This is a genomic window from Serratia sp. BIGb0234 (genome assembly GCF_024809915.1).
GTDB lineage: Bacteria > Pseudomonadota > Gammaproteobacteria > Enterobacterales > Enterobacteriaceae > Serratia > Serratia liquefaciens.
This window is the reverse complement of record NZ_JANUEI010000003.1, coordinates 665,974-679,527: the sequence shown is the minus strand read 5'-3', so window position 1 is coordinate 679,527 and position 13,554 is coordinate 665,974. Positions and strand designations below refer to the sequence as shown.

Sequence of the window (13,554 nt, the reverse complement as noted above, 5' to 3'; positions counted from 1 at the left end):
AGTATAGTGCGCTTCCATCGGACGCGGGGTGGAGCAGCCTGGTAGCTCGTCGGGCTCATAACCCGAAGGTCGTCGGTTCAAATCCGGCCTCCGCAACCAACCGATACTGCAAGAGCAGTATCAAGTAAGTGTTGGATTCGATGAAAAAAGTATTATACGGACGCGGGGTGGAGCAGCCTGGTAGCTCGTCGGGCTCATAACCCGAAGGTCGTCGGTTCAAATCCGGCCCCCGCAACCAACCGATACTGTACCAGCGGTATCTTATGAAAGTTGGTTTACGATAATACAAGCATTAAGACGGACGCGGGGTGGAGCAGCCTGGTAGCTCGTCGGGCTCATAACCCGAAGGTCGTCGGTTCAAATCCGGCCTCCGCAACCAATCTTAATGACCACAGATAAGCACCTTAACGGGTGTTTTTTTGTATCTGAAATCCACCAATCCCGATTTCACTCCCGCGAACAACGCCCTCTCCCTGACGTCCATGAAATCAGGTTAGCACACCCGATCAATCATAATGACTTTCACGTTTTTGCAGCCACATCCCCCCAATGGCTAACGCCGATACCACCGCCGGCACCGCCGCAAGCAGCAACAGATCGGATGCCATCCAATGGCGGGCAATCAGTGCAGCCCCCAATAGAGGCCCGAGCATCGAAGCGCCCCGCCCTATACCCAGCCCCCAACCTAAACCGGTTGAACGCAAAAATGTCGGGTAACCGCCGGCAGCCAGCGCATTTACCCCCGGCATGCCGCCGACGACGAAAACGCCTGTAACAAAGACCGAGCTGAACAGTATCAGCAGATTTTTCGGCTCAAAACCTATCGCGGCTATTGAAAGGGCCGCAATTGAAAAGCCGGTGATAAGCACGCTGTAAGCCCCGAATTTATCAATCAGGCGACCCAGCGCCAAGGTGCCTAAAACCCCGCCAAACTGTAATGCTCCCGTGGCTAAATTGGCGATTTCCAGCGACAGGCCCGCGTCCTTGATCAGGGTTGGCAGCCAATTTGCCAAAAAATAGAGATCGATAAGATTCATAAAATTCACCAGCCAAAGCAGCAAGGTGAACGCAGCACGGTTATCTCGAAAGAGATCAACCACCGTGGCTTTGGCGCGCTGCATGCCAATGTGGCTGTTGGAAAGATCGACGCTCATGGCCTGCTGCTCCGGAAACACTTTTCGCAAGGTTGAACGAATTGCCGCTTCTCCCTTTCCGCATCTCAACATCCATTGTGCCGACTCCGGCAGGTAAGCCCACATAGAAATCGCCAGGATAATCGGCAAAAGCCCCCCGAGAATAAAAATAGCCTGCCAGCCAACGAGCGGGATCAGCAAAGCCGCGGTAACGCCACCCAGCCCACCGCCGATCGCAAAAAAACAGGTTATCGCGGTGATATAGGTCGCTCGCTGGCGTAAGGGGCTGTATTCGACAACCAATGCAATACAGTTGGGCATCACGCCGCCTAAGGCTATACCGGCAAGGAAACGGAACGCCATCAGTTGGTTAACATTCTGGGCGAAGGCAGAACACAGGGTGAATACACCAAAAATGAGCGTGGCAGAAATGATGGACGGCCTGCGTCCGATGCGATCGGCAAGCCAGCCCAGAGCAAAGGCACCGATGGCAATGCCGGCCAAGCCGGCGCTAAATACCGGGCCCAGCACCGCGGTTTCCAGCGACCAGGCATCCCGAATGGCCGGTGCGGCATAACCCATAGCCTGGATATCGAAACCATCACACAGAAGACAAAGCGCGCACATAGTCAGCAACAGCACTTGGCCGCGACGCGTCCCCGTGCTGTCTACCATTTCCTGAATGCTCTGCATTCCTTCGTTTGCGGACATTGACACGGGATATCCTTTTTTATGTGAATAAAATATATTTTTTAATAGAATATATTTTTTATCTTCTGTCAATTTTCAACGCCAATTTGGCTTGTCAGTATCTTAGAGTGTGATCGGATCGACAAACGAGCCTCCGCAGCCTTTCCGGTCAGTCGGCACCTCGCTCGCTATTCGCAGAGGGATATGAATGGAAGGTCACTGGCGTTTCTCTCGATCACCGCCAATGAGTGAACAACAAGCGCGGATGGCACAAAGGGATGGGCAGTTACAGGGGTTTCTAAACAGAGAGGATCCTGGCAAAGCATTTGGCGTTAGCGCCAATGGCCGGCCTGAGTCGGGATAGTGCCTTTAATCGGAACAGCGGCAGTTTATTCCTGCCGCCTCAGCTTATCTTTGTCCGCGCGCTATTGCCCCGCCGTTAGCAAAGTACGCCTTAATTCCCGCCAGAATAGATTCCGCCACCTGCTGCTGAAAATGGGTGGTACGCAACTTACGCTCTTCCTCTATGTTACTGATAAATGCCGTTTCAACCAGGATAGAGGGGATATCCGGCGCCTTTAACACCGCAAAACCGGCCTGATCGACGCGATTCTTATGCAAACGGTTGATTTTGCCCATTCGGTTAAGCACTTCCTTGCCGAATTTCAGGCTGTCGTTGATGGTTGCGGTTTGTAGCAAATCAAACATGGTGTGATCCAAATAGCGATCGCCGCTTTTGCTGACACCGCCGATTAGGTCCGATTCGTTCTGGGTCTGCGCCAGGAACTTGGCCGCCGAGCTGGTGGCCCCCTTGGTCGACAGCGCAAATACCGACGAACCGCGCGCGGCACGGTTGGTGAAGGCATCCGCATGGATCGACACAAACAGATCGGCGCGCTGCTTGCGTGCCTTAGCCACCCTCACCTTAAGCGGAATGAAGACGTCTTCATTGCGCGTCATAAACACCTTCATGTTCGGCTCACGCTTGATTAAGGTGCTCAGGCGGCGGGCAATCTGCAGTACGATATCTTTTTCACGCGTTTTGAATTTGCCAATCGCACCGGGATCCTCGCCGCCGTGGCCGGGATCCAGCATGATGACAATAGGCCGATCGCGCCCTGCTTTACCGGCCTGCGGTGCTTCCGCCGGTAAAGTGCGCTCAAGATCGCCCTTGTTGTAATCTTCCAGTAACGCCAACAGCGGATCATAGTCTTCGCCGCTGCCGCCCTTGCTCGGGTACAGATCCATCACCAGACGATTGCGGTATTCCGGCACCGGCGCCAATGTAAACATGTGGGGCGTGACGCTGCGTTTAAGCTCCAGCACCAGCCTGACGGTGTTTTGATCGAACTGGCCGACACGCGCCTGTTTCAGGTAAGGATCGTCGTCGCGTACCTGGCCGACAATGCCCTTAAGCACGCTGTTGAGCTGCACGCCCTCGATATCCACCACCACGCGATCGGGATTGGTCAACGCAAACTGTTTATATTTCAGTTCAACGTTAGATTCGAGCGTCACTCGGGTATAGGTAGACGAAGGCCAGACACGTACGGCGATGACGTGCGACGAAGCGGCGACGCCCACCCGACTCACACTCAGCAACCAGCTAGCGGCAACCCCCTGCAATAAACGACGGCGGCCCAGATTGTGATTTGAGTTTGGCATGCGACTCCGACAGTGGTAACAGATTAAAACAGATGAAAAAAACACCAGTAAACGGGAATGCCGAAAACTTTAACCAATCATTCCGGCGCTGTCATCAGAAAATCTTTTTATGGTTTTTCAATTTATTAACGATTCAGCGCCCTTAGCAAAGAAATAGAGACAATTTCCCACTTGCCATCAGGCCAAGAAAAGAATAAAAATACAAAAATACCGTATAAATATGCAGATGAGGTTTGGCCGTGAAGGAACGTAGTACAGAGCTGGTCCAAGGATTCCGTCACTCAGTTCCCTATATCAACGCCCACCGTGGCAAGACGTTTGTCGTCATGCTTGGCGGGGAAGCCATCGAACATGAGAACTTTTCCAACATCGTCAACGATATCGGGCTGCTGCATAGCCTGGGCATTCGTTTGGTGGTGGTCTATGGCGCACGGCCGCAAATCGACGTTAATTTGGCGCAGCATAATTACGAACCGATTTATCACAAACATACGCGCGTTACCGACGCCCACACCCTTGAGCTGGTTAAACAAGCAGCAGGCCTGTTGCAACTGGATATCACCGCCAGGCTGTCAATGAGCCTCAACAACACACCGCTGCAGGGTGCGCATATCAACGTGGTTAGCGGTAACTTTATCATTGCCCAACCGCTGGGTATCGATGACGGTGTGGATTACTGCCACAGCGGCCGCATCCGTCGTATTGATGAAGAAGCCATTCATCGTCAGCTCGACAGCAACGCCATTGTGCTGATCGGCCCGGTTGCCGTTTCGGTTACCGGCGAAAGCTTTAACCTGACGTCAGAGGAAGTGGCGACCCAGTTGGCCATCAAGCTGAAAGCCGAGAAGATGATCGGCTTCTGCTCGTCTCAAGGGGTCACCGATCAGGAAGGCAATATCATTTCCGAACTGTTTCCCAACGATGCGCAGAAACGCATCGAAGAACTGGAAGAGAGCGGTGATTACCATTCCGGCACCGTGCGCTTCCTGCGCGGCGCGGTAAAGGCCTGTCGCAGCGGCGTACGCCGCAGCCACCTGATCAGCTATCAGGAAGACGGCGCTCTGGTGCAGGAGTTGTTCTCACGCGATGGTATCGGCACCCAAATCGTCATGGAGAGCGCGGAACAGGTGCGCCGGGCCACGATTAACGACATCGGCGGCATCCTCGAACTGATCCGTCCGCTTGAACAGCAAGGCATTTTGGTTCGCCGCTCACGTGAGCAGTTGGAAATGGAGATCGACAAGTTCACCATTATTGAACGCGATAACCTGACCATAGCCTGCGCGGCGCTGTATCCGTTCCCGGAAGAGAAAATCGGCGAGATGGCCTGCGTGGCGGTGCACCCGGATTACCGCAGCTCATCACGCGGTGAAATGTTGCTGCAGCGGGTGGAGAGTCAGGCGCGCCAGATGGGCCTGCGTAAACTGTTCGTGCTGACCACCCGCAGCATCCACTGGTTCCAGGAGCGCGGGTTCACCCCGGCGGAAGTTGACGTGCTGCCAATGCAAAAACAGGCGCTGTACAACTACCAACGCCGTTCCAAAATTCTGCTGGCCGATCTGTAATCCGTGGCGGGCGCAGCATATGAACTGCGCCCCAAGCTCTCTCTTAACCCGTTATCTGTAACCGCTCTGCCAACCCACTGCGGCGTTGGGTCGGGGTGCGGATCGCCCGTAGTAAAACGGCTTCGGTGGCATACAGCGAAAGCTGCTTCCTCGCCCGGGTAATCGCGGTATACACCAGTTCGCGGGTCAGCACCGGCAAGAAATGATTGGGCAGTACCAGTACCGTATGATCGAACTCCGAGCCCTGCGATTTATGCACCGTCATCGCATAGGCGGTTTCATGCGCCGGTAAACGGCTCGGCTGCACCGACTTAATGCTACCGTCCGGCAGTTGGAAATGAACGCGCAGCTCGCCGCTCTCATCTCGCAAAGCAATACCGATATCACCGTTGAACAACCCCAGCGCGCTGTCATTACGCCCAATCATCACCGGACGCCCCGGATACCAGCGCCCCGCAGTTCCTGGCTTACGCTGGATCAAACCGGCGCGTTGCAGTCCCGTTTCAATCCGCTCATTCAACCCGGCAATACCGAATGGCCCCTCTCGTAGCGCGCATAGCACCTGGAATTGGCCAAACGCAGCCAGTATCGTCACCGCGTCAGCACCTGTCGCCACCTGCTGCAGATAATCACGATAGCCCGCCACGCACGCATCCAAAAGTGCCTGATAGTCTTGCGTTTCCGCCAACGGGTGCCCCGTAACGTCACTGAAATTGCCGCCCAGCGCCCATGCTGCCTTCTTGCCATCCCCGGCATTTACCGCAAAGGCCAGTTGACCAATGCCCGAGTTGGCATCAAAGCGATAGCTCTTGCGCAGCAGGCACAGGCTGTCGCGCACGGCTGCCTCCGCCTCGGCACTTTGCCCCTGCAGCAGACACCCCGTCAGCCGCGAGAGCTGTTCTGCCCGTGCCACGCTATAACCTTGCTCGGCAAAGCGGCAGATATCGCCCAGCACCGCGCCAGCCTCAACCGAAGCCAGCTGATCGCGATCGCCCAGGAAGATCACCCGCGCCTGAGCAGGCAAAGCGGCAATCAGGCGCGCCATCATCGGCAGGTCAACCATCGAGGCTTCATCGACGACCAGTACATCCAGATGCAGCGGGTTGCCACGGTGATAACGCATACGCTGGCTGTTGGGCTGAGCGCCTAGCAGACGGTGAAGAGTGGAGGCTTCGGTTGGGAACAGCGCACGTTGCTCCGGCGTTAGCGCCAGTTGCCTGCCGGCGCTGCCTAAGGATTCGGTCAAGCGCGCCGCCGCTTTACCGGTGGGTGCCGCTAACTGAATGCGCAAACGTCGGCCTTCGGCAAGCTGCACCAACGCGGCCAACAGCTTGGCCACGGTGGTCGTTTTACCGGTGCCCGGTCCGCCGGAAATGACGGCAATGCGCCGCGTGGCTGCCACCGCGGCGGCAATTTTCTGCCAGTCCGGTTCATCGGTCGCTTCGCCAAATAATTGATCGAGAATGGTGCGTAGCTCGGCTTCTTCAACCGCCTGATGGAGGCTGTCACCGCTGATAAAATCGGCAACCTCACCTTCGTTCTGCCACATGCGCTGCAGGTACAAACGCTGCTGTTGCAACACCATCGGCATCGCCGTGCTGCCATCGCCAACCGCCGCACTGGCGGACAGGCGCTGCTGCCAGTCGGTCAGGTCAGGCTGCCCGGCCGCCAACCACACAGCCTGCGCCAGCTCTGGCTGACGTCCGTCAAAAAGATTCTCCGGCAACAACTGTTCCAGCATCAGGCAAACATGGCCGGCACCCGCCTCAGCGCTGAGGCAAGCGGCAGCCAATAAAATATCCGGCTGGTCCGCTGTGGCCACCACGCGGGCAAACTGTAAATCCAGCGGGCGCAGCACGCCGAGTGCCTGCGCCTGTTCCAGTAAAGCTATCATGGCTCATCCTCTGCCGTAATGGCCTCGCCGCTGAACAACCTGTCCATACCTTCGACTAACGCTTGCTCTGGCCGACAGGCGAAGATGCCGTTGCCTGGATGCTGCGCATCCACCCCGCGCAGGAACAAATAAATCACCCCGCCGAAGTGTCGTTGATAGTCGTAGTCCACCAGCCGATGGCGCAGATAACGGTGCAGCGCCAGGGTATATAACTGATACTGCAGATCGTAACGGTGTTCTGCCATAGCCTGCTCCATCGCCGGCCGGGTATAGGCACTGCTGTCCTCGCCCAACCAGTTGGATTTGTAATCCAGCAGGTAGTACTTCCCCTGCCAGCAGAACACCAGGTCAATAAACCCTTTCAACATTCCCTGCACCTGTTGGAAATCCAGTGCCGGGCAGCGAGCAGAAAGCGGATCGTAGTTTTTCACCAGGGCATCCAGCTCACGGGCCTGCAACAGCCTGTCGATAGGCAGATAAAACTGCAGTTCCGCCTGCTTTTGCTGCGGCGCCAATGCCGACAGCACGACACCGGTATCATTGAGCGGAGTGTTGAGCAACACCTGCATCCACGCCAGCAGTATCGGTTGCCAATGTTCGGCAAAGCCTTGTTGTTGCAGTTGCTCCAGCAGCCACTGTTCATCGAGCGGTTGGGTAAAATCGAGCGTTTCAAACAGGCTGTGCAAGAAAGTCCCTGGCGTAGCACCGCGTGGAAAAGTGTGCGGTGTGAGCGCTGGCTCACTGTCCTGAGCTTGCTCGCCTGCGGCATCAACATCCAGCCGCGGCAATAAATCCTGCATCAGGCCCACGCCGTGCTGTTGCAAGCCGGTATAGCTGGTCACTCGCCAAAAATCCTGCACCTGACGTGAAAAACCTTTAGCGGCCAGTTCGCTCAATTCCGGCGTTTGTGGCAACCAGGGCTGTTCATCCAGCGTGTCGACCAGCGACAGCGCAACGCCTTCCCTGACAAGCTGTTGCAGGCATTGCTGCAGATAGGCAGCATCGCCGGCCTGGCCGGCTTGCACCAGATAGCCCAGCGCGCTGCGGTGTAAATCGGTATCCCCCTGCTTCTTGCGGGTGCCTTGGATCAGCGGCGCAATACCGATGCTGCAGTGATACACCGAACGGGTCAACGCCACGTACAACAGGCGTAAATCCTCCGCCAGTCGCTCCTCCTCCGCCCATTCGATACTTTCTTCATCGGCGTTGAGGTCGAGCAAAGCCTGGAAGCTCTGGCGATCGTGATACAGCACCTGCTGCTGTTGGCGGAAATTACCGACGAACGGCAGCCACACCAGATCAAACTCCAGCCCTTTGGATTTATGGATGGTGATCACCTGCACCAGATGGCGATCGCTTTCCAGACGTAGCTGTTGGTTGTCAGACTGACGATTGGGTTGGGCAATCTGCTGCGCCAGCCAACGTACCAGCGCATGCTCGCTGTCGAGCTGGGCTGAGGCTTCCTGCAACAGTTCCCCCAAATGCATCACGTCGGTCAATCGACGCTCGCCCCCCTGCGTAGCCAACAGGTTTTCTGCCAGATGGCGCTGCTTCATCACCTCGCGCAACATCGGCAATACCCCCCGGCGCAGCCAGAGGGAGCGATAGCCGTCAAACTCGTCGACCAGCCTATCCCAGGCGCGCTCATCCTGATTCAAACTGTCCAGCACCAATGCGTCCAATCCCATCAGCCCGGTCGCCATAGCGCTGCGCAAGGTTCGCTCCTGCTCCGGTGCCAGCACGGCCTGCAGCAACCACAGCAAATCCTTGGCCTCTGGCGTATCAAACACGCTGTCGCGGTTGGACAAATAAACCGAAGGAATGGCCAGCGCACTGAGTGCATCGCGAACTAACGCCGCCTCGTTACGGCTACGCACCAGCACGGTAATGTCTGAAGCCTGCACCGCCCGGCGTTTATCGCCATCCACCAGCCAAGCCTGCTGCTGTTGCCCGGCGCTGAGCCAGTCACGGATTTGTGAGGCACACAGGCGCGCCATCAATTGTTGGTACTCACTAACGCCAACACCTTCTCCCTGCTGCAGCCAGAATTGCATTGCCGGTTGCGGTTGGTTTTGCAGTTCAAAAGCCAAGCCCCGGTTTTTTGCGGCGGCGGCCACGTCAATAAAGGGAATTTGGCTGAACAGGAAGGGTTTTTCCACCTGAGCAAACAGATGGTTAACGCTGCCGACCATTGCCGGTGACGAGCGCCAGTTGGTCTCAAGCGTATAGTGGGCGCTTACCTCTGAGCGGGCTCGCATATAGGTAAAGATGTCGGCACCGCGGAAGGCATAAATCGCCTGTTTCGGGTCGCCTATCAGCAGCAGGCCGCATTCGGGGCGGCCAACGTAAAGCTTTTGGAAGATACGGTATTGCTGCGGATCGGTATCCTGGAATTCATCGATCATCGCCACCGGATAACGCTGACGGATCGCCTGCGCTAACCGATCGCCGCCTTCACTGTGCAGTGCGCTATCCAAACGGCTGAGCAAATCGTCAAAGCCCAACTCGGCTCGTTGACGCTTTTCTTGCTGAATAGAAAGGCGAATCTCGCTCAATGCCCGCGCCATGATCAAATCTCGCAGCGTCAGCGGTTCATCAAAAAGTTCGTCGATAGCCACAAACAGCGGATGACGTGGCGGCTCGCCTTTTTTGGTTTTATCCAACAGCACCGACTGACGGAATTTCTCCAGCTCTTTCGGCAGCTGATAGTCCTGCGTTTCCAGCACCGTCCATTCGCCCACCTTATGCAGCCAGTTGGGCAGATGTTTGGTGCTGTAGCTGCGCTTGTCCACGCCGGACTGGCTAATTAAGGCTTCCAGATCGCCTGCTGCCGACACCCACTGCGCTTTAATGGCGTCAATACGCGCCACGATTTGCTCATGGCGCATCAGCACCGTTTCGTCATCTTTCGGCGGTCGTCGTAACAGCGGCGCTTCGCCATGCAAATAACCGGAGAGATCGGCCAGCAGGGCTTCCGGGCCGCTCCATTCCTGACTTACCGCCCGGGCCACGCCCAGCGGCAACGGGTAACAATGGCGACGCCAAAAATCCGCACAGGCCTGGCGACGCAGCGGCAACTCATCCTGCACCAGAGTCTGCTCAAACAGAATGCCGGACTCGAAGGCGTTATGGGTCAGCATACGCTGACAGAAACCGTGGATGGTGTATATCGCCGCTTCGTCCATCTGCCGCTCGGCCGCCAACAGCTGCGCAGCGGCGTCGGGCAGATCTTTAATCTCCGCCATCAGCGAGGTAAATAACGGATCCTTGCTGCGGCCACGGACGCAGGCAATACGCAACCCATGGATATTGCTGCGAATACGCCCACGCAACTCCTCGGTGGCGGCCTCGGTAAAGGTCACCACCAGGATCTCCTCTACCGTCAGCGGCCGGGGAAAAGCCGCCGCCTGGCCCAGGCCAAGCAGCAGGCGCAGATACAGTGCCCCGATGGTAAAGGTCTTGCCGGTCCCCGCCGAGGCTTCTATCAGCCGTTCGCCAAACAGCGGCAACGTTAGCGGATCAAGCCGCTGCGGGGTAGTCTCTGTCATGGTGTAGCGACCTTACGCGGCATAGTTTGCTGCAGTGCGGACGCATTAGGATAAGTCACCCACTCCGGCTGCACGGCATAATCCGCCTTCTCCTGGCCGCTGCCGCTCACCTGCGACAATACCGCCAGACCCTGCGGCTGGATCACCGCCTGATGGAAATAGTCCGCCAATTTGACCGGCGTCAGTTGCTTGATCTGTTCAATCAGCTTATGGCGGGTATCAAACGCAAAATTGCCGCGATCGAAGTCATTGGCAAAACGGCCAGCCTCTTCACTCAGGGTTTGCGGGCGCTGTTTCAACTCGTTGATCATCGCCTGCTTATACTGTTCAAAGTCGGCCGGTTTCATCTCACGCAGGCGTTTTTCGGTTTTCGGGTAGAAATCCTGATAGCGCTGGTACAGATATGCCGGCTGCTTGCTGTTGCTTTGCAACAGGAAACCAATCCCCCACTGCCGCCCCACGGACATCGGGAAAGCAAATACCGCATAGCCCAATTGCTCTTGGGTACGCAACTGGCTGTAGAACCACGGCTGAATAATCTGGCCCAACAGCGAGCTGTAGGCCATGCCGGTCACTTCGTCATAGCCGGTCGGCACATAGACCGCTGCCAGCGCCGAGTCGGTGCTGCTGCCGGCACGCTGCAGGTTGGCCAGCTGTTTTTTAGCCACTTCAACGTCTTCGCCGTGCCACCATTCAATACCGGTACACCCCAGACGGTGTTTCAACGTGGAGGCCAGCGTATCCACCTGTTGCTTGCTCATATTGCCCACCACCAGCAACTCCGGTGTCGCATCGGCCAGCAGACTGTCGCGGTAGGCCAGCACGTCTTTCAGCGTCAGGGTTTTCAACACCTCACGGCGCTCGCTGCGTTCGGAGTACGGCACGCGGGAAACCATCTGCACCGGCTGAATCGCCAGTTCGAAGGCTTTGCCCTTTTCGGCAGAATCCAGTTGCTCCAAATACCAGGATTTGGCCTGCGCCAGTTGGTCTTCCGTCGGCGTGAAGCTGGAGTACCCCTCAATCAACGACGTCAGCAACTGCGGCAGACGCTGAGTGAAGCCGTTGGCGTTGAATTGCAGACCGTTGTTCGGTGAAGTAGAGAAACTCAAGCCGCCAACCGAGGCCTGATAGCTCAGTTGATCCAGCGAAATTCCCGCCAGATAGTCGGTCAACGAGAACAGCACCTGGTTGCGCGCCGAGTCCATGGTTTTTGCATTGCGGAATGCCACTGTAACGTCGGCTTTAGGCTCGTCGGCGAAGTAGCGGCTCGGCATATACAATACGCGCAGGCCCGGTTGGTCGACCACCATCTCCGGTTTTTTGAACTCGTGCGAAGGCTTGGTCAGACTGAAATCATCAGGAATATACGGGTTCAAGGCCGGTAACGACAGGTTGATCCCCTTGCCCAGTTGCTGCCACTGCTCGAAGCGCTGCGGCGTAATCTTATCGACCTGATAAGGCGCATTAACGAAGTAGGCCGTTTTGTTGTGTGGTTCATTCGGGCTGACAAACCAGATGCGTGCGTTTTGCGGCGTCATGGCGTCCAGACGCTCGGCAATCGCTTTGGCGTCGTAGCGGTCGGCCAGGTAAGGCGCATCCAGCGTATGTTCGACCGGCACGCGCAGCATGGTATCCACCAGCCATTCAATATAGTCCATATCACGGGTGATCGAGGGATAACGGAAATCCAGGTTCAATACATGGGAGATCTCATCAAAATAGCTTTGCTTGATGCCTTCGCTGCGTAACATCTTCAGGTAATTGAAAATTGCGGCAACCACCTCGTCACGTTTGGCCAGGCCTTTATCGGTCAGCGAAACGCTGATAGAAAACACCCCGCCGTTGCGATCGACCATAGGATCGGCCCCGGCATTGATTGCATCCGCCAACCCTTGCTTCTGCAGCCAATCCGACAGCGTGTTTTGGCTGCGGTTGCCAATCAGGTAAGCGATATAGGTATCAGTTTTACTGCGGAACTGAGCGCTGTTGTTGTCGATGCGGAACTCGACCTTCAACTGCTTGCGCGGCTGAGCCGGCACATAGTGAATAATGATCCCCTGTTGCTCAGGCGTGACGGCCGGGACGGTTATCGGCGGTACGCTGGCATCATGGTTAGGTACGCGGCCAAAGGTTTTGGCCGCCAGTTCAGCCAATGCCGGTAAGGGTTGGTTGCTGTACAACACCCCCATCATCAGATTGGCGGAATAATAGCGTTGATAGAATGCGGTCAGCTCGTCGTGCAGCTTGCTGCCGGGCTTGTCTTTCAGGGTATCGAGGTTACCGCCGGAAAAGCGCGCACTCGGGTGAGCCGGGTTTAGCGTTTCCGCCCCGACCTGCGCCATGCGCATACCGTCACGCGAACGTGCCATCGTCAGTTCGGCATTCACTGCATTACGTTCGCGATCGGCATTGCCTGGATCCAATATCGGCTCAGCAATGGCATCCGCCATGCGGTCTACCGCCGGGGCCAGCGCATCGTTTTCCACTTCCAGATAGAATGCGGTGCGGTAAGAGGCGGTGCTGGCGTTATGGCTGCCACCGTGTTTCTTCAGAAACTCGGACAGGTTTTCCGGCTGCGGATAGCGCTTGGATCCCATCAGCACCATGTGCTCCAGGTAGTGCGCCAGCCCAAGCTGGCTGTTCGGATCCTCCAGCGAGCCCACCGGCAGCGCCAGCGCCGCCAGCGATTTTGGTGCCTGAGCATCGGACACCAGCAGCACGGTCATGCCGTTCGTCAGTTTGATCGCCTGATACTGACGCGGATCGTGATCGCTTTTGTTGATCTTCTCCGCCAGCGGTTGCCATCCCTGTGCGGCCCAGCTCAACGGTGCCCAAAACATAACCAATAATACTAACCCGGTGATGCGGGCCAACTGTCTGCGCATATCCAAAATAAACCCCTATTCTGACGCCATCGCGCCAAATCCCTGACGTTGACGGCGTACATCAAAACAACACAACACAATAATATCTATATGCTTGTACGTTATGTAAGACCGGAGCTGACCCCGATAGTTGAATATAACCCTAATTATTTTTACCACCTCCCGGCAATCAGC

Annotated in this window: 6 protein-coding genes and 3 tRNA genes; 4 read left to right on the top strand and 5 right to left on the bottom strand. The window is 56.5% G+C overall.

Annotated features, from left to right (window positions below):
- The first annotated feature begins 22 nt into the window (after positions 1-22).
- The 3 genes from M2407_RS15935 to M2407_RS15925 all read left to right on the top strand — a co-directional run bounded on the left by M2407_RS15935 (position 23) and on the right by M2407_RS15925 (position 379).
- Positions 23-99: transfer RNA gene (locus tag M2407_RS15935), tRNA-Met, on the top strand.
- Positions 100-161: 62 nt separating this feature from the next.
- Positions 162-238: transfer RNA gene (locus tag M2407_RS15930), tRNA-Met, on the top strand.
- 64 nt (positions 239-302) lie between these two features.
- Positions 303-379: transfer RNA gene (locus M2407_RS15925), tRNA-Met, on the top strand.
- Between the two features lie 127 nt (positions 380-506).
- Here M2407_RS15925 and M2407_RS15920 read toward each other — a convergent pair.
- Together M2407_RS15920 and amiC are read right to left on the bottom strand one after the other, a co-directional pair.
- Positions 507-1,916 (bottom strand): MFS transporter, encoded by a 1,410-nt coding sequence (locus M2407_RS15920; protein ID WP_128865133.1) that lies wholly within the window; start codon positions 1,914-1,916, stop codon positions 507-509.
- A 315-nt stretch (positions 1,917-2,231) separates the two neighbouring features.
- On the bottom strand, positions 2,232-3,488 hold the full coding sequence (gene amiC / locus M2407_RS15915) for an N-acetylmuramoyl-L-alanine amidase AmiC (protein ID WP_122080090.1): 1,257 nt from the start codon (positions 3,486-3,488) through the stop codon (positions 2,232-2,234).
- Positions 3,489-3,727: 239 nt separating this feature from the next.
- Here amiC and argA point away from each other — a divergent pair, with 239 nt between their 5' ends.
- A complete protein-coding gene (gene argA, locus M2407_RS15910; protein ID WP_041414902.1) occupies positions 3,728-5,053 on the top strand; it encodes an amino-acid N-acetyltransferase in 1,326 nt (441 codons plus the stop codon).
- Positions 5,054-5,096: 43 nt separating this feature from the next.
- On the opposite strand, the gene recD is transcribed toward argA, so the two are convergent.
- From recD to ptrA, 3 genes are read right to left on the bottom strand one after another with little or no spacing between them, the layout of a single operon-like run.
- Positions 5,097-6,947 (bottom strand): exodeoxyribonuclease V subunit alpha, encoded by a 1,851-nt coding sequence (gene recD, locus M2407_RS15905; protein ID WP_046372762.1) that lies wholly within the window; start codon positions 6,945-6,947, stop codon positions 5,097-5,099.
- Positions 6,944-10,495 (bottom strand): exodeoxyribonuclease V subunit beta, encoded by a 3,552-nt coding sequence (gene recB / locus M2407_RS15900; protein ID WP_259218581.1) that lies wholly within the window; start codon positions 10,493-10,495, stop codon positions 6,944-6,946. The genes recD and recB overlap by 4 nt, the downstream gene beginning before the upstream one ends.
- Complete coding sequence (ptrA, locus tag M2407_RS15895) at positions 10,492-13,380, bottom strand: pitrilysin (protein WP_130016984.1); 2,889 nt, start codon at positions 13,378-13,380, stop codon at positions 10,492-10,494. The genes recB and ptrA overlap by 4 nt, the downstream gene beginning before the upstream one ends.
- Between the last annotated feature and the right edge of the window lie 174 nt (positions 13,381-13,554).

Excerpts from the sequence above, each read along its gene's own strand:
- amiC (WP_122080090.1), bottom strand. The coding sequence starts at position 3,488 with ATGCCAAACTCAAATCACAATCTGGGCCGCCGTCGTTTATTGCAGGGG.
- recD (WP_046372762.1), bottom strand. The coding sequence starts at position 6,947 with ATGATAGCTTTACTGGAACAGGCGCAGGCACTCGGCGTGCTGCGCCCG.
- recB (WP_259218581.1), bottom strand. The coding sequence starts at position 10,495 with ATGACAGAGACTACCCCGCAGCGGCTTGATCCGCTAACGTTGCCGCTG.
- ptrA (WP_130016984.1), bottom strand. The coding sequence starts at position 13,380 with ATGCGCAGACAGTTGGCCCGCATCACCGGGTTAGTATTATTGGTTATG.